Genomic DNA, 22,977 nt, shown 5'->3' on the forward strand with positions numbered 1-22,977 from the left:
CCGGGGTGGCCGGTGGAGTGGTATCCACTTCAAATTCAATTGGATCGGTAGAGCTGCTGTTGCCCGCTTCGTCAGTTTCAGTCACGACGATGCTGTGCTCACCTTCACTCAGCTCTTCGTCCGGCGTGAATGTCCAGTTACCGTCTTCATCAACGATAGTGGTACCCAGCACGTTTTCACCGTCAGTGATGGTGATAACGTTGCCCGGTTCACCTTTGCCGTTAATTTCCGGTTTGGTTTCGTCGGTCTTGTCGCCCGGTTTGATTGAGCCGGTTTTGTCACCGGTGTTATCGATAATGCTACCGACATCCGGAATAGCCGGAGGGGTAGTATCTACTTCGAAATCAATCGGATCCGATGGTTCGCTGGTATTACCTGCTTCATCGGTTTCAGTGATGGTAATGCTGTGATCACCTTCACTCAGCTCTTCATCTGGGGTGAAAGTCCACTTGCCGTCTTCATCAACGATAGTGGTGCCCAGCACGTTTTCACCGTCAGTGATGGTGATAACGTTGCCCGGATCACCTTCTCCGGTAAACTCAGGACGCGTCTCATCAGTCTTATCACCCGGCTGGATTGGACCGGTTTTATCACCGGTATTATCAATAGTTTCACCCGGTGTAGGTTTGGAAGGTGCTGTCGTATCCACCACAAAATCAATCGGTGCGGAAGGATCACTTTCGTTACCTGATTTGCTGGTTTCCGTAGTGGTAATGCTGTGACTACCCTCTTCCAGCGCCACATCAGGGATCAGGCTCCAGTTGCCATCTTCACCAACAACCACGCTGCCGATAGGCTGATCGTTGTCATAAATAGTGATGATGCCGCCCGGTGTGCCTTTACCGGAGAATTCTGGCTTGGTTTCATCGGTTTTATCACCAGACTTGATTGGGCCGGTAATAGCACCGGTGTTATCCATGATGGTGATAGAGTCCGGCGCATTAACGCCTGTGGTATCAACGGTAAAGTCGCGGGAGTCAGAAGGTTCGCTGACGTTGCCGGCTTTGTCCGTTTGGGTGTAGGTAATGCTGTGGCTGCCTTCGCTTAATGCTGTCTCTGGCGTAAAGCTCCAGGTACCATCTTCACCAACGGTAGTACGACCAATTTCGTTGCCATTGTTATAAATAATAACGGTGTTACCCGCTTCGCCCCAGCCTTTAAACTCTGGTTGGGCATCATCAGTAATATCACCATTGTTAATCAGGCCGGTCTTATCACCTACATTATCGTAGGCTTCAAGGCGCGGTGGCTTATCTGGCGCCGTGGTATCGACATTAAAATCGAAGGTTGGGGACGTTGCGCTGGTATTACCGGCTTTGTCGGTTTCCTTAGCGGTAACCTGATAGTGACCGTCTGCCAGGTCTTCGGTTGGCGTCCAGCTCCATTTGCCATCTGCACCAACGGTGGTTTTACCGGCTTCTTTGCCATCAATGAAAATCGTGATGGTGCTACCCACTTCACCTTTACCGGTGAATTCCGGGCGAGCATCATCGGTGGTTGCACCGTTAGCAATAGTGCCCTGAATGGCACCCACGTCGTCCAGCGCTTCAAACAAAGGCTTGTTTGGCGCTACAGTATCAACGATGAAAGTGAAATCATCAGACTGACTGCTGGTCTGGCCTTCAGGGTTAGTCTGAGTAACGGTGATCTTGTGAGAACCTTCGCTTAACGCCGTTTCTGGCTTAAAGCTCCAGTTACCATCCGCGCCAACAACGGCAGAACCAATCGCCTTACCGTTATCGTAAATAGTGATGATGTTACCAGCTTCGCCGGTACCAAAAAGAGTTGGTGTTTTTTCATCCGTGGTTGAACCGTAAGAGATTGGTCCGGTAATATCGCCGGTCGCATCCGTTGCGCCGCTCAGCGTTGGTACAGAAGCTGGAGTTGGTGATGATGAACCGTCATCTTTGTTGTGCTCGTAAATGGCATTGCCGACAATACCACCGATAACGGCTGCACCCAGGAACCATGGCCATAAAGCCAACAGCCCAAAGTCATTGTTTTCCGTATTTTCAAACAGATAAGCACCGTCACCCATTGGCATTCCGCCAAGAGCAGCAGGGGCAAAGCTACCGTCATTAAACAGGTAGCCATCACCCAAAGCCGAACCGTCCGTGATTACATAAGCATAAACCTGGCCATCCTCTGCCATACCTAATAACGGCGTGTTATCGCCGGATACATAGTAATCTTCAATAACGATTGCAGGCGCTGAATCCCCTTCCAGAATCACATACAGATCGTCACCATTACGCTGCAGAGTAACGTTCTCTGGCGCATAGTTGTCATCTTGATTCTTTAGGAGATACTTATTACCCGGCTGGATTTTTATTTTGATGGGTTTGCCTGAACTAACAGCAACCACTTGAGAGGCGCCACTTCCTGAATTGACCAATAAACTGGCATTCGTATTCATACTAGAATAACTCCTTTATCCTTATAACTATTCCCAAAAAGAAGCACTCAGTCAGGAATATTTAATGCCCTTAACTGAATCTTCTCAAAAAGCGAACACCACACCTTTGACAGGTGAAACAATATCCGACTTATGCAATATATTACCCCATACTACAAAATATATTCGATCTAATAATCTGTAATGAAAATAATATAGGAATTATATGCCAATTAATGAACAAATTACGGCGATAAACACTGAAATGTGTTCAAATAACAGATAAACTGAAAACAAAATAAAGAAAAAAACACATATTGTAATATTATAAAATAAAAAAATAATGCAATACACCTTTTTAAGATGTTGTCATTAATAACCAAAACAACACGTTAAAAAACAATGAAAAACAACAACGTCACATCAAATCATTTAAAAACAATGAGTTAAATAAAAATTCAATGTATTGCAAACAATGGTAATTATTTACAACTGCAATGATTGCGGTTTGTAATTAAACACACAAACACATATTAGATATATTTCACGCAAATTCTAAGCCAAACTCACCCAGTAAAACAAAAAAAACAATAAAAATCAAACAAATAAATCAAAACAACCACAATAACAAACTTATAAACAGGATCCTGTTAATTTAATTATAAATATCAAAAAACCAATAAAAATTAACTTTAAAAAAACACCTTAAATCAAATAAAAAACAACATGATTGAAATTAAAGAATGATAAAAAATTACCATAAATGAATAAAAACAAAACAAATTAACAACAAGTTAATTTGAATTTAAATAGAAATGAATAGTTAGCTCTTATGTAATTCAAAATCATCAAATTACACATAACATACTGTTTTAAATGAAATAAATTAAAAAACAAAAACAGTCATTACTTAATTAAATAAGCCACGAATAAGCAACAACACATTAATGATTTTAAAACAACATGACGATATAAAGCGCACATCGAATGCGTTACTTAAAGGCCTGTCAAAGAATCAATAGTAGGGTTAGCTATATGTTCTTATACCTCTCATTGTGGGGCTGAAAAGACTTTAAAGGATGCTGAAAGGGTGGAGTTTTGCACCCATCACTGACCGAATGCATAACATGCTGTTTATTAATGAATAATCAAAATTTGTAAGATATGAAATAATACTTTTGAGGTATAAATGTGGCCTTCAATGCTGACTTTACTCCCCAAACTGATAGCAACCGGCCTGACTATTCGAATAAGCAAAACGATGCCACCGGGATACAAAAAGCGTTGTGAAAAAATCACTACCTTTTAAAGCGTAAAAAAAGAGCAACCTCGTGGTTGCTCTTTTTTCAATAAATTAAATTTAATCAATATGATACCTTTTAACGAATATTCACCCGTCAGGCTTCCTCCAGTAATTTGATATGAGCCTGCACGGTTGCTAAACGAACCTGCATTTCAAAACTTATCTGTTCCGGAGTGTGCTTTTGCGCCCACAGCCGTTCAACCTGAGCAGCAATATTTTGTTCTTTGCCTTTATACACATAAGTTGTCTGGAAGGTTCTACGGCAATTCATACAGTAATAACGCTGAAGCCCCGTTCTGCCGGTTCCATGTCTCTTGGTACAATCACATCGGCCACAATAGTGGCAGATGGGTGTCGTTCTTTTTAAGTAAATATTCATATTTTGCTCCAAACTGACCAATACAAAATACTTCCCTGTAATACATTGATATAAATAACCTTTAACTACTCTTCTTCGACTTACCTGTGTACTCGTCTGAATTTTGCCAATTAGTAAACTGGCATATTCAACCAACCCAACAACATGGCAGATTCCGCCATAATGTTGATATTGGCGGTGTAACCATCAAACTCGTTGTTGATAGCCGAAATCTGATTATTAAAATGGTCGTTCTCTGCAGTCAGTACATCCAGCAGCGATCGCTTACCCAGGTAATACCATTGTTCATAAAACATGGTTCTGACCCGATCCGTTTCTGATGACAACGCCTGATACTCTTTCGCCCGTTCAAAGGCGGAGTCCCGCACCTGAATCATGCTGCGAATTTTGTATTTCAGCTCCAGCACCGTGGTTTCGAACTGCATCTGTGTCGCTTGAGCCCGCTGCACGGCAGCGGCCTGAGATGCCGAAGCCGAACCACCGGTGAACAGATCCCATTCCACATTGATACCGGTGTACCAGGATTGCTCATCACCATAGGTGTCTTTGGCGGTGCTTTTTGACACTACCCAGTTAATGTTGGGATAAGCAGAAGATTTGATGGCATCTGCCTTATGTAAGCTGGCCTGAACTTCCGCTTTCGCCCGTTGAATTTGAGGGTGGTTATCCAGCGATGCCAGAATGCTGCCGGAGCTGATATTGGACTCATTCCATTCCAGATTTTCCGGTAGCTGAACCTCGCGCCCCAGCAGACGGGTCATCTTGATTTGAGTATCGCGCCAGCTGCTTTCCAACTGTTGTACGTTGGTCTGAGCCTGTAGCAGCTTGGAACGTGCCTGAACCAGTTCACTGCCGCGCCCTTTATCCGTCTGGGTAATTTGCGACAGCATATTCACCAGATCGGACATGCGCTTTTCGTAGGTCTTCGCAACTTTGATATCTTTCTGGAACTTATCCAGCGTCAACAGACCTTCAATGGTCTGATAGGCTATTTGATTACGGGTTAACTTCACCGCCTGTAAAGAGGACTTGGATAACTCTTCTGCACTCTGGATACCGCTGCCAGTTTTACCGAAATCAAACACGGTCGTGGTTACCGATACCGAACCGCTGGTATCACTCACATCGGAAGAGTTATTGTTGCGGGTACCGCTACCAAAGTTAGAAACCGGCGAGTTAGCACCTACTTTCACCTGTGGCCAACGGGTACCTTTGATTTCATCCACGTCATATTTGGCGGCGGTAAAGGCCGCCTGCGCATTACGAATTTCCGGACTGAAGTTCAGCGCCTGACGTACGGTACTCTTTACAAACTCAATGGATGGAATACCTCTGCCCGCCACCGGCGGTTTAGTGGCATAACCAGAGGATTTCACCACAACACCTGCATTTTGAGCGTTATCCGCCGGGGTCAGAGAGGTATCTGTCACCACCCAGTTCAGAATATCCTGCTGAACCTTGTCATCCGTTTTAGTAAAGTCGGTACCATCAGCCACCACTGGCTGAACCAGCGGTCGGGTATCGGCCAGCAGGGTTGTCTGCTTGCTTTCATCCGGTTTCACCGGTGTGGATACCGTCATTGGTTCGCTGTCCGATGCCAGATCGCTAAAGGCAAGTTGCTCGGTATCATGGCTGCTGGCCGCCGCCACATTAGTTTTGACGCTGGCTGATTGACTGGCTGCGATAGGCGCAGGATTTTGTGCATTGCGCTTTGGCGCCGGTTCAATAACCTGAACCAGCCCAGTATTAGCGATGGCTTCTGCTTTGTTATCCACCGCATCAATGGCGGTAAATTCCAGAGCATCATTCTCTGAAGCGGATGGCTTCGCCTGCTGAGGTACGTTGTCTTTTACCACCCAGCTTTTACCATCACGGCCTACGGTAGTGATGGGTGCTGTTGCTATTGGCGCAGTGACCATAGGTACAATCGGTGCCGGGTTTTGCGCGGTTCTGACCGGTTGCGGCTCTGCCACAACCACCGGAGCCGGCGTGCTGTTTGCCACTGCTTTTGGTGCCATCTCTGTCGCTTCAATATCCATCAGCTCCAGCACCTGATTATCATGGTCTGATGGCTGGAGTACTGGTTCAGGCGCTGGCTGAACCACAGTATCCTGCTGCCAGCCTTTATGACTGCTGGCAGTCGCAACGGGCACCGTTGCGGGAACAGGCTTAGTCCCTGTCGACCAGCTGTTACCGTCACGGCCCACGGTCGATACCGGTGCAGGAGGGGGCACGACAATTGCCGGTGCCACTTCACGGGCCGGCGTGGCAGAAACCGGGGTTGGCGTGATCATCACCGGTTCGGCCTGAGCCACCGGCATCTCAACCGCTTTCGGTTTGACCGCCGGCGGTGGCGGCTGATTGACCGCTCCCGCACGACGCCCCGGCTGTAACGCCTGTAATAATTTATCGTCCACCTGTGCTGACATGGCGGTTGTCACCGTCACCGATAAGGATAATGTCAGCAGGGCCAGTTGTTTCATTTTCATATAGTTCTTAACGCTCCCGGAACGCTTCTCTGGCTTTCAAGACTGGTTTCAGGATGTAATCCAGTATGGTTTTTTCTCCCGTTCTGATTTCTACCGTGGCGATCATGCCCGGCATTATCGGGAATACCTTGTCTTTAGCGGTGAGTGCCGCTTTGTCAGTACGCACTAACACCCGGTAATAGGTGGTATCACCACGTCCCTGACGCATCTTGTCTTCATCTTTCAGGGTGTCAGCACTGATATGCTCCAGGGTGCCGCTTAAGCCGCCGTAAATGGCGTAGTCATAGGCGGTAATTTTCACCGTCGCTTTCAGGCCGGGATGCAGGAATGCTACGTCCGACGGTTTAATTTTGGCCTCCACCAGCAGTTGGTCTTCCAGCGGGATAATCGCCATGATCTCACCGCCCTGCTGGATTACCCCACCAACGGTGGTCACTTTGATGTTATTTACCGTGCCGCGAACCGGAGCCACAATGGTGGTACGGTTCATCACGTCTTCACGGGCTGCCACGTTCTCCACACTTTGCGCCAGTTCACTTTCGAATTTGTTCAGTTCGGCATTAGCCTCAGAGCGGAACTTGTTCTGACGCTCGGCAATTTGCAGGCGGAATTCGTTGGCCTGACGGCGCATCCGCAGCAGTTCCACTTCGGACATGAGTCCTTTCTGCATCAGCGGCTCAGACAGATTAATTTCGTCTTCTGCCAGTTTCAGGCTGATTTGCAGGGTTTTGACGCTTTCATCCAGCGTCTGTTTACGGGCGCTGTAGGCCTGAGTTTCATCTTTCACCACTGACGGTACGGCCATCACGTCTGCCGGGAACACCAGCGGCGTACCATAGGCTTCGGCCCGTAAACGAGTGATGGTACCTTTCAGGCCAATCACCTTGGAAACCCCTTCGCGATATACCGCGCCGGCGCGGGTCGGGTCGATTTTCAACAGTACCTGACCTTTCTCAACGATGTCTCCTTCGCGCACGTTCAGCTCTTCCAGGATCCCGCCTTCCAGGCTCTGGATAATCTGCTCACGGCTGGCCGGAATAATTCGCCCCTCTCCCAGGGTGATCTCTTCCACCCGGGCAAACTTCGCCCAGACAATGGCAATAATCAGGATCGCGCCGATTAAATACAGCATGATCAGGCTGAATGGCGTCTTTTGCTCGATCAGCGCCTCCTGCAGGTCGCGCATAAACGGCAAATCGCTGCTTTTTACTTTTCCTGTTGGTGTCGGTGCTGTGACTTTTGCTACTGAAAGCGAACCGCCATTGTTTTTTTGTATCTTGTCTGTCATTGAGCCGTATTCTCCGGCGCTATTCGCGCCATCTATTGCTATCCATTACTGACGTCCTTGTCGATTGAGAGTCATTTTCTTGTTCTCTCCATCTAAAAACATCGGTTACTGCGCCTTACCATTGGCTTTAAGAGCGGCGATAACTTCATCTTTTGGCCCATCTGCCACCACCTTGCCCTCATCCAGTACGATCAGCCTGTCCACCAGTTCCAGCAGTGAGAAGCGATGAGTGACCAGCACCACGGTCTGATCGGTAATGGAGGTTTTTAACCTGTTGATAAACTGCAGTTCGGTCATGGCATCCATGGAGCTGGTTGGTTCATCCATCAGCAGAATTTTGGGTTTTAACAGCAGGCAACGCGCCAGTGACACCAGCTGTTTCTGGCCGCCGGAGATCCCCTGCCCCATTTCACCGATGGGCATTTCAAAACCCAGCGGATGGCGCATCGCCACTTTGTCCAGCCCGGTCATACGGGCTACCTGTAACAGCTCTTCGGTCGCCACCGACGGGTTACCAATGGTGACGTTTTCCCGCAACGTGCCAAAAAACAGACGACTGTCCTGCCCCACATAACCTACCGAGGTACGCCAGTCCGCCGGATCCACCTGGGTGGCATCCACGTTGTCGATCATCAGTTGACCGCCACCCGGCTGGAACAGGCGCGCCATCACTTTCAGCAGGGTGGATTTTCCGCTGCCGATACTGCCGAGGATCGCCACACGCTCCCCACGACGGATAGAGATATTGATTTTTTGCAGTACTACCGGTGCCGACATCATCATGTTGCCGCTCGGGTAGCTGAAGTTGACGCCCTTTAGTCGCAGGTTGCCGGTAAAGTTAGGTGCCGACAGGTAGTGGATATTCTCATCACGCTCGGTGGGCATTTTCATCAGTTGGTTCAGAGAGCTTAATGCCGCTTTTGCCTGCTGGAAGCGCAGAGTCAGACCCACTACCGAGCCCAGTGGTGACAGGGTACGACCCGATAAGATCACCGCACCGATCATCGAACCCATGGTCAGTTCACCGGCGTGAATGAGATACACTCCCCAGATAACGATAGCTACCGTGGTCAGTTGCTGCATAAAGCTGACGAAGGTGGTGGTGGTACTGGACAGCGCCTTGGATTTCATTGAAGTGGCGGCCGCCAGTGCACTGAAATCTTCCCAGCGCTTTTGCATCACGCCTTCACCCTGAGCGGCTTTTAGTGATTCCAGACCGTCGATGGTTTCAATCAGCAGCCCCTGTTTAAGCGAGATTTCCCGCAGGTTTTCCTTCATGTTTTTCGCCAGTGGCCACTGCACGCACAGGCTAACCAGCAGGATAATCGGCACTGCACACAGCGGAACCAGCACCAGCGGCCCCGCCACCAGATAGATGATAAACAGGAACAGGGCACAGAACGGCAGATCCGACAGCGTTGATAACGTCGCAGAGGTGACGAAATCCCGCACCGATTCAAATTCGCGCAGCTGGTTGGCGAAGGCACCGGAAGATTGCGGTTTGCTCTCCATGCGAATGCCTAGCACCTGCCGAAACAGCATGGTACCTAACAGTAAGTCAGCTTTTTTACCTGCAATATCAAACAGGTGAGCCCTTACTAACCTTGAGACAAACTCAAAGATAATGGCGATAAAGACGCCAATACCCAGTGACCATAAGGTGACGTAGGCCTGAGTCGGTACCACCCGGTCATACACGTTCATGGTAAAGAAGGTGGAGGCCAGCGTCAGAACGTTAGCCAGTAATGCCGCAAGCGCGGCACTGGCGAAATAGTGGCGATAGCGCCACAGGGTGGAGAACAGCCAGTGGCCTTCTTTATTGGGCTCCGGCAGGCAGTCGTTGCTGCGCTCATCCAGTTTCGGTTTGGGGTTACACAGCAGGGCGTAACCGGAGTACATCTCTCCCAGCGCCCGGGCTGACAGGGTTACCTCACCGCCGTTTTCCGGCAGGATAACGCGGTAAGATGAACCGGCGCCTTTACCGCTGCTACGTTCGGTAACGATGCAGTGGCTGCCGTCTTTGCGGGTGAGCACCACCGGGAACAGATAAGAGAACAGTTGGTCTAAATCCCGCTCCACCCAGGCAACGCCCATGCCGATCTGGTCCAGCATGCGCAGGGCAAGCTGGGAGGTTAGTTTCGGTTCTTTTGGCAGCCCGGCGTACAGTACCGCGGCACTGGCCGGTTTATTGTAATATGCTGCCAGCCACTGAACGGACCAGAGTAAGCTGTCCTGTTGAGCGTCCGTTGCGGGGGCGAAATCCTGACTCATAGTGTTGGTTATTCCTGTTGTTGGTGCTTCATCTATTTTTTTGATATGGGTAGCGGACTTCGGTTTTCTTAATGGTGAAAATCCGCTGGCCATATCATTGGCTCAATGTGTTGCTTAATATTATTAAATAAGCCTTTTTGGATATTCCGGCCGTAAAAACGATGTGCTTATATCGCCTTGGTGCCCGGCCGGAAGACCGGTTGTACTTTAATTCGGAGGGCGTCGGGCATTACCTTCCGATTAACATCTTTTACTATTAGCTTCTGTAGATATTCCGGCCGTAAAGACAATGTGCTTATATCACCTTGGTGCCCGGCCGGAAGACCGGTTGTACTTAGCCCTTGTGGGCGTCGGGCATTACCTTCCGATTAACATCTTTTACTATTAGCTTCTGTGGATATTCCGGCCGTAAAGACAATGTGCTTATATCGCCTTGGTGCCCGGCCGGAAGACCATTTGTATTTAGCTCCTGAGAGCGTCGGGCCTAGGCTGCCTACGGGCAGTTATGAAACACCTTGCGGTGTTTCACCCTTCGGGCCAGCGCAAGCGCTGTTCAAACAGGCTTTCGCCTGTTTGTCGTTGGCTTACGCCAAGTCGACCCCCACGGCACCCTCTCCCTCCGATTGGCTTTGATAAATTCAAAACCATTCGTTTTACTATCTTTGAATCTATTGTTTTTAATCACTAAACCGGTTGGTACAAATTCAGGTACCAACTCGGTTTGGTTTACTTCATTACTCTTAATAACCTGCGCCGGTTTGGATCATGGTGTCGACGCGGCGGTTAGCACGGTTGCAGAAGTTGCGTTCGTTGTTTGGCAGGCCGGTGCAGTCAACCGTTGGGTTGTTGGCGCCCTGACCACTGGTGAACAGTACTGATGGTGAGACGCCGTAGGAGATCAGCATTTTCTTCACGGTTTCTGCACGCTGTACTGACAGCTTCTGGTTAAAGGTTGCATTACCCACCGGGTCTGCATGACCAACGATGTTGACACTCGAACCCGCTGGCAGGCCGTTGATGTGGTTAGCCATGTTTTGCACGATTTCAGTACCGCCCGCTTCAATATCCGATACGTTTTTACCGGCGAAGCTGAACAGTACGTTGCCTAACGGTGAGCCACCCACATAGTCACAGGCGCGTACTGCGGAGGCACGGTTAATGGTCGCGCCGCCTTTATAGCCAAACAGCTTGCTTTCAGCCTGGGTACGAGTGACTGCAATTGGTGTGCCCACACCCGGTACGCGATTAGCTTCGATAAAGTAGGTTTTACCGCCGTTCAGACGAGCGATAGATTTTGGTGTCTCTTTACCGCTATAGTTTGGTGCATCATCGGCATAGGCTTCGATGATGTGTTTTCCCGGCTCCACACAGAACACGGTGAACTCACCGTTTCTCAGTGCGCCCTGGAATTCACGATCGATATAAACGTTCGATACGCCTACATCCGCATCACCCGCCGGACGGTAGAACACCACCTGAGCCAGATTTTCACTTACTCTGGCTACCGGTACGTATTGTGTGCCGGTATGGGTCAGTACCACCGGTACAGCAGCAGTAGTCGCCTCTTCCGTTGAACTGATTTCCATCACGTCATTCGCCGGTACACCAGCGGCCGCTACGCTGAAGGCCAGTAAAGCAGGAATCGCACCCGCAGCAGATACGCGTAATAGCGTTGTCAGCTTATTCACGTCAGACCTCTTGTTTTCCCTAAACATATTTACTCCTGGGTTATTCAGTTATTGGTAAATTAAACAGTGTCCCGACAGGACTGCCTTGCGGCAGTCCTTCGGTTAAGCCATTACAGGATGACCGGATTCACCGTGTTCTCGACCAGCACCTCGATTCCTGAGGTACCCATAGTCCAGACGTTGTAGGTGTTTCCTTGATACTGGTAATTGCTTTGCGACATAGTCCACTGACCGTCAGTACCCTCTAACTGCAGGGTGCTGCCGGCTTCGCCGTTAACCACGATCGCTTTGTTACCACTGTTAATTGCCAGTTCTTCTGATCCCAGGCGCAGGACATCTTCCAGCGATACGTTCATGGTGTTGTTACCATTACCCATATCGAAGATTTCCACTGAGCTCAGCTTGTCTTTCAACGCACTCAGGTCTAACAGTTCGCCGGTGGTATCCAGGGTCAGGGTGTCGATACCCTCATCACCGGAAATTGAAGCGAAGTCTGTAGAGATAATTCTGATGGTATCGTTACCGTCACCGCCAGAGACCTGATCTCCTTTACCAATATTGATAAAGGTGTCGTCGCCCAGACCGCCCAGCAGAATGTCTTGCTGCTCGGTACCGAACATAATGTCGTTACCCGCAGTAAACATTTGTGTGATGGCCTGGAATTCGCTGGTTGTCGCAGACATACCTACCACATCGCTGTTATCCACCTCTAACTGGTGGTTAGCTAACAGGGTCAGCAGGTCGGTCTGTACGTCTTTCAGGGTTACCAGCAGTTCAGAACCGTAGGCTCCACCGTTACCGTCACGGTCAATGAAGATCTGAGTATCGCTACCAGAAATCACCACCTTCAGGTATTGGCCGATGGTTTCCCCTGACTCCATGGTTGCCACGCCGTTGATCCACTTGGCACCGCCACCGAAGGTGTAACCCACCAGCATTTCGCTGACATCGATACGGTCAGCATCCGGCGTTGCTTCCCAGGCGCCCAGCGTAAAGCCGTTCACCACGTCGCTACCGTTGCCGCCACGGTTATCACCGTTAGAGCCAACCTGCGGTTTGTACAGCAGAGTGTCACGACCACCGTTAAGCAGGTTAAAGGTGTCATTGCCACCACGACCTTCAAACACGTTGTCGCCTGCGTCATCAGTGAAGGTGTCGTTACCGGCACCGCCAGCAAGACCTTCAATGTTGTGCATAGTGATAGTGTTCCAGCCGGTATATTGCGAGCCCTTATTCATCATATTGATGTTCAGAGCAGTGCTTCCTGCCAGCTTGAAGTCAACGATGTCCACACCACCGGTATCCGTCCAGGTCTTATAGTTAGACATTTCGGTAGTACCACCACCACCTTGATAGGTCTTGGTACCCTGAGTAGCAATAAAGGTATCGTTATAGCCAGTACCCACAATGCCGCTATTGATTGTGTCGGACGAGTTAGTACCAGACTCAGCAGTCAGGATCAGTGCTTCGTTAGATGCACCGGCCTTGATGTTAGCCCAGCCCAGATTAACGTTCTCAATCACGTTGGTACCAACCTGGCTTACACCACCTACATCCTGCGAAACTCCCATTGAATTGCGCAACATCACAACGCTATAGGTTTCGTTTGGATCCAGTCCGTAGAAATCAACGACGCTGGTACTGTCGTTAGTCTGTCCACCGGACTGCGGGTTAATGATTTGAGTAGCCGCTACGTTACCTTTTGAGTCGATCAACTGTACGGTATTACCGTAGAACACGGTCAGACCCTGCGCATCAACAATACGCAGATGCAGGCTGGTGCCGTGAGCAATCTTGTTCTCATTATGAACGTAGGTTGTTGTACCATTTGATGTAAAGATCAGCAGGTCCTTCACACCATCGTAATCCAGGTCAACACTCACCATACCGGTAACAGGGTTACCTGCCACGGTACCTGAAGCACTGATACCACCCTTGAACACCACACCCGTACTTTCATTAGCACCAAACGTGTCGTTTGACTGCAGATAGCTGGTAGAGAATTTCGTCACGCCGCCAGAAGTGTTGTTGATGTACATGTTAACTGTACCGGACACTTGACTTGCGTTTGACGTTCCTGAACCAATCTGTGGCGCTTCGATGATGTCCATCTTACCGTCGCCGTTCCAGTCAACCGCAACAGATGCACCGCCCATTACCTTGTCATTAAACTGATAGGTACCCGTAGAAGTACCAATACCGGTAGGACTGGTTGAGCTCAGGTTACCCTTACCATCGTTAAAGTAGATGGTACTGTTAACTGAGGTGGTGCTATTACCCATCACTGAACCCAGGAACAGATCCATATAACCATCGCCGTTGAAATCAGCCCAGGTCATCGATGGTTCGTTAGCGATATTTGGCGTTGCCCCGGCATCGCGGAAGACGTCAGTAACAATCTGTGAAGTCCACAGCTTGCCGTCTCCGTCATTCTTCGCGACCACCAGACGGTTGTTACTACTGTTAGTCGTACCACTACCATCTGCTGCACCCAGTTTGTTACTGCCAGCCCTTCCGTGGAATACAACGTCAATTGTACCGTTGTTATCCAGGTCAACACCCGACAGTTCCTGACCAAATGTGGCGTTACCGGTGTTCTTACCACCGTTTGAACGTGAATCGGTGTACCAGTCATCTTTGATAAACACGCCGCCGTTGTTCAGAACGATTTGTGAGTTATAACCACCCGTTGCGTTAGCATCGTTTGGTGTCTGGTCGCCGATTAACACGTCAACATAACCATCGCCCATCAGGTCAATAGCAACAATGCCGCCGTACCAGCTATAGGTGTTAGCTAAGTCATCACCCGCAGCATAACTATCCGCCATCTGCTTAGCGGTATAGGTGCCATCACCATTGTTAATGAACATCTGCTGACCGTTGGAGTAACGGCTATCGATACCCAGGATGTCCATATGACCATCACGGTTGAAGTCAACGAACGTGGCGTTCTGCACCATGTTCATGTTGTTTGCACCGTAACCCGCACCGCCCGTACTTGGCGTCAGGATAGTCTTATCAAACTGACCAATGGTACTGTTGCTGGTTGCACTACTATCCAGTACTGCCTGGTTAGTAAACAACTGCCAGCCACCCTGGTTGTTCATGGTGTAGGAAGTACCTTTGTTGTTACCGTCAACACCATCAACTTCGATAATCACCGGTGGTGTTGGTGCAATGATCAGTTCACCGCTGGTCTTATCGGTAGTACCACCCAGCTCACTGATAACTCGTGCGTCAACATCATAGGTCTTCACTGCCAGCGCATCGCTGTCAGGGATCTGCACATACCAGGTCAGGTTGACGGCATCCACTACCACTGCACCGGTTAAGGAGCTGTAGGTTTTACCGTTAACGGTTACTGTCATGTACGAACCAGACTCCAGCGCGTATGGAATACGGCCGCTGATGATTGGCGTGGTATCCAACGTGGTATCGCTGTTGATTTCCACTACGCTGGTCATCACGAAGTCAGACGACGGTGTACTGGACGTACCGACTCGGTTAGTGACCGCAGCAACGTAGGAGTGCGTGTTACCGCCTACTAACGATCCTGGCGGAATGTCGAACTGCCAACGAGTATTGTCAAGCATGGTGGCAGTACCGATCTCAGTCAGTACACCATTGGTGCCTTTCTCGTAGACCGTTACTTTGTCGTTAGCACCCAGCGTACCGGTGATGTAACCGTTCAGACGAGGCGTACTGTCATCAGTGTAAGAACCGCTTGGCAGGTTACCGGTGATCGGCCCCACGTCATCGGTCATATTACTGATAGTCGCCGTTGCTGTCGGAATTGTGGTATCGATCGTCAGTTCAAAGTCTGGCGTTGGCGCAGTCTTATTACCGGCCGCATCCATCTCAACCACTTTCAGCTTATAGGTACCATCTGCCAGCGCATTTACCAGCTCATGAGACCATTCACGGTTAACGTCTACCGTAGTGCGACCCACTTCGCGAGTGACGCCACTTTCATCCGTTGCATAGATGATAATGGTGTTACCCACTTCGTTAGCCGTACCTTTCAGTTCCGGACGACTATCGTCTGTACCACCACCGGAAGTCAGTTCACCAGTAATGTTACCTACGTTATCGATCACTTTATCGAGTTTCAGGTTGTCGCCCACCGGGCCCTGAGTATCGATGTTCAGCGTAAAGTCAGGGGTTGGCTGACTGGTGTTACCCGCTTTATCCGACGCAATGACATAGTAGTCATGACGGCCGTCTGCCTGCTCTGGTAACTCGTAGCTCCACTGACCTTGATCGTTGGCAACGACGCTACCGATCGGCAAGCCGGTGTTTTTATCGTAAACCGTAACAATGCTACCTTTCTCGGCCAGACCTTCCAGCGTTGGCGTATTGTCATCGGTAAACGCACCAGACTTCATATCACCGGTGATATCGCCGACGTTATCCACGGCTTTCTCAATGGTTGGCTGAGCCGGTGGAATATTATCGATAGTGAAGATAAATTCCGGACTCATATCGGTCACATTGCCTGATGGATCCTTCGCCGTCACCTCCACTTTATGCTCACCCTGACCCAGGTCAGTAGTTGGCGTAAAGCTCCAGGTGCCGTCAGCTTTCACCGTGGCCGTACCCTGATTCACCCCATCGATATACACAGTGACGATACTGCCTGGCTTGCTGACCGTACCCACGATTTCCGGACGCAGGTCATCAGTAATGCCGTTGTTCTGGATATCGCCGGTTACTGCACCCACATCATCGATCAGCTTATCGATCTTGACGGACAGCGTACTGGTATCAATGGTGATGTTAACTACTGGAGTTGGCGCACCCTGGTTACCCGCTTTATCGGTGACCGTGGTGGTGAACTTGTAGTTACCATCCGGCAGATCGGTATCCGGAGTAAATGACCAGCTTCCGTTCTCACCGACTTTCGCTGAACCAATCGCCACGCCATCGTTGTAGATGGTGACAATACTGCCCGCTTCTGCCTGACCGCTGAAGGTTGGTGTTGCATCATCCGTGGTATCGCCATTTTTCAGCTCACCCTGATAATCGCCGACGTTATCGGTGATCAGCAGGCTTTCTACCGGAGCCGGAGCCTTGGTATCCACTTCAATAACAAACACATCGCTTGGATCGCTCACCTGACCAATTGGTGAGGTCGCGGTAAAGGTGATGTCGTGCGTACCGTCTTTCAGCGCCGTTGGTGGTTCAAACGTCCAGTCACCATTGCTGTCAGCCTTAGCCGTACCCAACAGAGTGGTGCCGTCGTACACATGAATGGTGCTGCCTGCCGATGCCTTACCTTCAAAGGTTGGTTTGGTATCGTCAGTCACGTCGCCGCTCTTCAGCTCGCCCGTGATTGCGCCCACATCATCGATAACCCTATCCAGCGTTGGAGCAACTGACGGAGTACCATCCAGCGTCACGGTGTAATCGTTACTTGGCCCCACTTCGTTGCCAACCGGATCGCGTTCGTAAGCCGTGAACTTATTGCTGCCCTCTGCCAGTGCATTCTCCGGACGGAAGGTCCAGATACCCTGGTCATTGACCTTGGCAGTACCCAGCAGAACATCAGCACCTGACTCGTGTGAGACGTGGACATAAATAGTGTCACCCGCCGTACCGGTACCGCTGATGGTTGGGCGGCTGTCATCGGTGAAGTCACCGTCGTCAACGTTACCCGTTACGTTACCCACCTGATCGTCCACACCGGTGATCTTCAGTTTGCTGAGATCCGGGCCGGTGAAGTCCATCTCCAGCACGAAGTCAGCGGATGGCATGCTCACGTTGCCCGCAGCGTCCGTTGAAGTCACGTGGAACGTATGCTTACCTTCACCCAGCGGTGACGTTGGGGTAAAGGTCCACTGACCGGTAGTGTCATCCGCTACCACCGAGCCTAGCAGCGCACTGCCGTCATACACCTTAACGATGCTGCCCTTCTCGGCTTTACCGGTCAGGGTTGGCGTCGGGTCATCGGTCGCCATACCGTTGGTCAGCGTGCCCTGAACCGTACCCACATCATCCTTCGCCGATTCGATGGTCGGTTGAGCCGGTGCCACAGTATCAACCGTGAACTCAAACGCCGACGTCGGATCGGTGGTGTTGTTGGACTGATCGGTGGCCGTCACGGTAATGCTGTGCTTGCCCTGACCTAAATCGGTGGTCGGGGTGAAGCTCCAGCTCTTATCCGGATTCACGGTGGTTGAACCCAGCAGGGTCGAGCCATCGTACACCTTGATGATGCTGCCCGCTTTACCGGTACCGGTGATTTCCGGACGGGTATCGTCGGTTACGCCGTTTTGTGCAATCGGCCCGGTGATATCGCCCACGTTATCAATCAGTTTATCCAGACTGACTTCAACGCCCTCGGTATTCACCGTGATGTTCACTACCTGTGTGGCATCGCCGGTGTTACCCGCCTTATCCGTCACCGTGGTGGTGAACTTGTAGCTTCCATCCGGCAGCGGCGTGCTTGGGGTGAAGCTCCAGGTACCGTCGGTGCCGACTTTCGCCGTACCCAGCAGGTTACCGTCGTTGTAGACAGACACCGTACCGCCGGCTTCGGCTTTACCGCTGAAGGTCAGGGTGTTGTCATCGGTCACATCGCCGTTTTTCAACGGCCCCTGATAGGTACCGACGTTATCGCTGATCAGCAGATTTTCTACCGCACCCGGAGGCGTAGTATCGACGGTAAAGTCAAAGATACCGGTCTGATCACTGGTCTGACCCACGGTGTTGGTGGCATCAGCAGTAATGTTGTACTTACCGTCCGCCAGCGCAGGATCTGGTGTAAAGCTCCAGTTACCTTTGTCGTCAACTTTCGCCGTACCAATCGGGTTACCGTTGTTGTAGATGGTCACCGTGCCGTTTGGCACAGCGGTACCCTTCAGGGTTGGCGTGTTGTCATCGGTCACGTCGCCTTTCTGCAATGGTGCCGTGATAGAGCCTACGTTGTCTTCAATGGTCTCAATCACCGGTGGATTCGGCTTACCAATATCCAGCGTAATGGCATAAGACGCACTTGGATCGGTGGCGTTACCCACTGGATCCACTTCCACTGCGGTGAACTCGTTGGAACCTTTATTCAGCGGAGACTCAGGACGCAGCGTCCAGTTACCGTCTTTATCCACCGTCGTGCGGCCAATCTCACGATTACCCGTACTGTCTTTGGTGTACACGATAATGGTGTCACCGGCCGTACCGGTACCGCTGATGGTTGGACGGGTATCGTCAGTGGTGTCGCCCGGATTCACGTTACCGGTGACTGCACCCACCTGATCGTCCACGCCGGTGATCTTCAGCTTGCTGGCATCCGGGCCGGTGAAGTCCATATTCAGCACAAAGTCAGCCGATGGCAGACTCACGTTGCCCGCCGCATCCGTTGAGGTCACATGGAACTTATGCTCACCCTCACCCAGTGGAGAAGTCGGGGTAAAGGTCCACTGGCCAGTGGTGGCATCGGCAACCACCGAGCCTAACAGCGCATCGCCATCGTATACCTTAACGATGCTGCCCTTCTCGGCTTTACCGGTCAGGGTTGGCGTCGGGTCATCGGTCGCCATACCGTTAGTTAACGTGCCCTGAACGGAGCCCACGTCATCCTTCGCCGATTCAATGGTCGGCTGAGTTGGCGCTACCGTATCGATAGTGAACTCAAACGCCGAGGTTGGATCGGTGGTGTTGTTGGACTGATCGGTGGCCGTCACGGTAATGCTGTGCTTGCCCTGACCTAAATCGGTGGTCGGGGTGAAGCTCCAGCTCTTATCGGCGTTCACGGTGGTCGAGCCCAGCAGGGTCGCGCCATCGTACACCTTGATGATGCTGCCCACTTTACCGGTACCGGTGATTTCCGGACGGGTATCGTCGGTCACGCCGTTTGGTGCAATCGGCCCGGTGATATCGCCCACGTCATCAATCAGTTTATCCAGGCTGACTTCAACCTTATCGGTATTCACCGTGATGTTCACAACCGGTGTGACATCGCCCACGTTACCCGCTTTATCCATCACGGTAGTGGTGAACTTGTAGCTGCCATCCGGCAGCGGTGTGCTTGGCGTAAAGCTCCAGGTGCCGTCGGTGCCGACTTTCGCCGTACCCAGCAGGTTACCGTCGTTGTACACCGACACCGTACCACCGGCTTCGGCTTTACCGCTGAAGGTCGGGGTGTTGTCATCGGTGGTGTCGCCGTCTTTCAACGGCCCCTGGTACGCGCCCACGTTATCGCTGATCAACAGGTTTTCTACCGCACCCGGAGGCGTGGTATCCACGGTGAAGTCGAAAGCACCGGTCTTATCACTGGTCTGACCCACGCTGTTGGTGGCATCGGCGGTGATGCTGTACTTACCGTCCGCCAGGGCAGGCTCAGGGGTAAAGCTCCAGTTACCTTTGTCATCAACTTTAGCCGAACCAATCGGGTTACCGTTGTTGTAGATGGTCACGGTGCCGTTTGGCACAGCGGTACCCTTCAGGGTTGGCGTGTTATCATCGGTCACGTCACCTTTCTGCAACGGCGCAGTAATTGAGCCCACGTTGTCTTCAATGGTTTCAATCACTGGCGGCTGTGGTTTAGAGCTGTCTACCACAATCGCATACGGTGCGCTTGGGTCGGTGGAGTTACCAACCGGATCCATTTCTACCGCAGTGAACTCGTTAGCGCCTTTCACCAGCGGTGATTCCGGACGCAGCGTCCAGTTACCGTCTTTATCCACGGTGGTACGGCCAATCTCACGATTACCCGAGCCATCTTTCACATAGACAATGATGGTATCGCCTGCCGTACCGGTACCGCTGACGGTTGGACGGGTATCATCGGTGGTGTCGCCCGGGTTCACGTTACCGGTGACTGCACCCACCTGATCGTCCACACCAGTGATAGACAGCTTGCTGGCATCCGGACCAGTAAAGTCCATATTCAGCACGAAGTCAGCGGATGGCAGACTCACGTTACCTGCCACATCGGTGGAGGTCACATGGAACTTATGCTCACCTTCACCCAGCGGTGACGTTGGGGTAAAGGTCCACTGGCCGGTGGTGTCATCTGCTACTACCGAGCCTAACAGCGAATCACCATCGTATACTTTAACGATGCTGCCCTTCTCGGCTTTACCGGTCAGGGTTGGCGTCGGGTCATCGGTGGCTGCGCCATTGGTCAGCGTGCCCTGAATGGCACCCACGTCATCCTTCGCCGATTCAATGGTCGGGGCATTTGGTGCCACGGTATCGACCGTGAACTCAAACGCCGAGGTTGGATCGGTGGTGTTATTGGACTGGTCGGTAGCCGTCACGGTGATGCTGTGCTTGCCCTGAGACAGATCGGAAGAAGGCGTAAAGCTCCAGCTCTTATCCGCATTCACGGTGGTCGAGCCCAGCAGGGTCGCGCCATCGTACACTTTGATGATGCTGCCCACTTTACCGGTACCGGTGATTTCCGGACGCACATCGTCGGTTACGCCGTTTGGTGCAATCGGCCCGGTGATATCGCCCACATCGTCAATCAGTTTATCCAGGCTGACTTCAACGGTTTCGGTGTTGACGGTAATGTTCACAACCGGTGTGACATCGCCCACGTTACCTGCTTTATCCGTGACCGTGGTGGTGAACTTGTAGCTGCCATCCGGCAACGGCGTGCTTGGTGTAAAGCTCCAGGTACCGTCCTCGCCAACAACAGTGCGACCAATCTCGCTGCCATTGTTATAAATAATAACGGTGTTACCCGCTTCGCCCCAGCCTTTAAATTCCGGACGGGCGTCATCGGTGACATCGCCGTTATTAATCAGGCCGGTCTTATCACCCACATCATCGTAGGCTTCAAGGCGCGGTGGTTTATCCGGCGCAGTAGTGTCGACATTGAAATCGAAGGTTGGGGACGTTGCGCTGGTATTACCGGCTTTATCGGTTTCCGTTACGGTAACCTGATAGTGACCGTCTGCCAGGTCTTCGGTTGGCGTCCAGCTCCAGGTACCGTCTGAACCAACGGTGGTTTTACCGGCTTCTTTACCATCAATGAAAATGGTGATGGTGCTACCGACTTCACCTTTGCCGGTGAACTCAGGACGGGCATCGTCAGTAGTGGCACCGTTAGCAATTGGGCCCTGAATAGCTCCCACATCATCCAGTGCTTCAAACATTGGCTTGTTTGGCGCTACGGTATCAACGATGAAAGTAAAATCATCCGACTGGCTGCTGGTCTGGCCTTCAGGATTGGTCTGGGTAATAGTGATTTTATGCGAACCTTCACTTAACGCCGTCTCTGGCGTAAAGCTCCAGTTACCATCCGCACCCACAACGGCAGAACCAATGGCTTTACCGTTATCGTAAATAGTGATGATGTTACCGGCTTCACCAGTACCATAAAGCGTTGGTTTGGTTTCATCCGTGGTTGAACCGTAAGAGATGGGCCCGGTAATATCGCCGGTCGCATCCGTTGCGCCGCTCAGCGTTGGAACTGAAGCCGGGGTTGGTGCCGGTGATGAACCATCATCTTTGTTATGTTCATAGATTGCATTACCGACAATACCACCAATAACGGCTGCACCCAGGAACCATGGCCATAAAGCCAGCAGTCCAAAGTCATTGCTTTCGGTATTTTCAAACAGATAAGCACCGTCACCCATTGGCATTCCACCAAGGGCGGCTGGTGCAAAGCTACCGTCGTTAAACAGGTAGCCATCACCCAAACCCGAACCATCCGTGATTACATAGGCATAAACCTGGCCATCCTCTGCCATACCCAGTAACGGCGTGTTATCGCCGGATACATAGTAATCTTCAATAACGATTGCAGGCGCTGAATCCCCCTCCAGAATCACATACAGATCGTCACCATTGCGCTGCAGAGTGACGTTCTCTGGCGCATAGTTATCATCTTGATTCTTGAGAAGGTATTTATTGCCCGGCTGAATCTTAATCTTGATGGGCTTACCTGAGTTGAGGGATACTACCTGAGAAGGGCCGCTTCCTGTATTTACCAATAAACTGGCGTTTGTATTCATACTAGAATAACTCCTTTATCCTTACATATTTCCTGAAAGCATCTCGCTTTCCGCGCTAAACACTAAAACAAAACCAACACATTAAGGGTACGTAAATAACACATATTCGCGCGTTATATTACCCCGCTCACAACACATTACGCGATCGAATGAATCATACATAAAACATATTTCAGTTCATTATTCTGTTTATGTAGTTT

At 50.8% G+C, this 22,977-nt stretch carries 7 protein-coding genes; all 7 read right to left on the reverse strand.

Features of this window, described 5'->3' with window-relative positions:
• Positions 1 to 2,416, reverse strand: a 2,416-nt coding sequence (locus I2494_RS08240; RefSeq protein ID WP_228350888.1) for an Ig-like domain-containing protein, incomplete at its 3' end; no start/stop codon positions are given.
• A gap of 1,376 nt (positions 2,417 to 3,792) precedes the next feature.
• Complete coding sequence (locus tag I2494_RS08245) at positions 3,793 to 4,077, reverse strand: hypothetical protein (protein WP_218468238.1); 285 nt, start codon at positions 4,075 to 4,077, stop codon at positions 3,793 to 3,795.
• Between the two features lie 110 nt (positions 4,078 to 4,187).
• Entirely contained in the window at positions 4,188 to 6,566 is a 2,379-nt protein-coding gene (locus I2494_RS08250) for a TolC family protein (RefSeq protein WP_228350889.1), read from the reverse strand.
• 7 nt (positions 6,567 to 6,573) lie between these two features.
• Complete coding sequence (locus I2494_RS08255) at positions 6,574 to 7,752, reverse strand: HlyD family type I secretion periplasmic adaptor subunit (protein ID WP_228350904.1); 1,179 nt, start codon at positions 7,750 to 7,752, stop codon at positions 6,574 to 6,576.
• A 207-nt stretch (positions 7,753 to 7,959) separates the two neighbouring features.
• Positions 7,960 to 10,218, reverse strand: coding sequence for a type I secretion system permease/ATPase (locus I2494_RS08260; RefSeq protein WP_228350890.1), 2,259 nt, complete (start codon positions 10,216 to 10,218; stop codon positions 7,960 to 7,962).
• A 647-nt stretch (positions 10,219 to 10,865) separates the two neighbouring features.
• The gene (locus I2494_RS08265) at positions 10,866 to 11,813 is read right to left on the reverse strand and encodes an OmpA family protein (RefSeq protein ID WP_228350891.1); all 948 of its coding nucleotides are present in this window, start codon (positions 11,811 to 11,813) and stop codon (positions 10,866 to 10,868) included.
• 110 nt (positions 11,814 to 11,923) lie between these two features.
• Positions 11,924 to 22,777, reverse strand: coding sequence for an Ig-like domain-containing protein (locus tag I2494_RS08270; protein ID WP_228350892.1), 10,854 nt, complete (start codon positions 22,775 to 22,777; stop codon positions 11,924 to 11,926).
• Positions 22,778 to 22,977 lie beyond the last annotated feature (200 nt).

This window comes from Limnobaculum allomyrinae (genome assembly GCF_016649425.1).
Classification (GTDB): Bacteria; Pseudomonadota; Gammaproteobacteria; order Enterobacterales; family Enterobacteriaceae; genus Limnobaculum; species Limnobaculum allomyrinae.

What these genes read in the sequence shown, in the direction of transcription:
- I2494_RS08245 (WP_218468238.1), bottom strand. Translation starts at nt 4,077, where the DNA reads ATGAATATTTACTTAAAAAGAACGACACCCATCTGCCACTATTGTGGC.
- I2494_RS08250 (WP_228350889.1), bottom strand. Translation starts at nt 6,566, where the DNA reads ATGAAAATGAAACAACTGGCCCTGCTGACATTATCCTTATCGGTGACG.
- I2494_RS08255 (WP_228350904.1), bottom strand. Translation starts at nt 7,752, where the DNA reads ATGCGCGACCTGCAGGAGGCGCTGATCGAGCAAAAGACGCCATTCAGC.
- I2494_RS08260 (WP_228350890.1), bottom strand. Translation starts at nt 10,218, where the DNA reads ATGGCCAGCGGATTTTCACCATTAAGAAAACCGAAGTCCGCTACCCAT.
- I2494_RS08270 (WP_228350892.1), bottom strand. Translation starts at nt 22,777, where the DNA reads ATGAATACAAACGCCAGTTTATTGGTAAATACAGGAAGCGGCCCTTCT.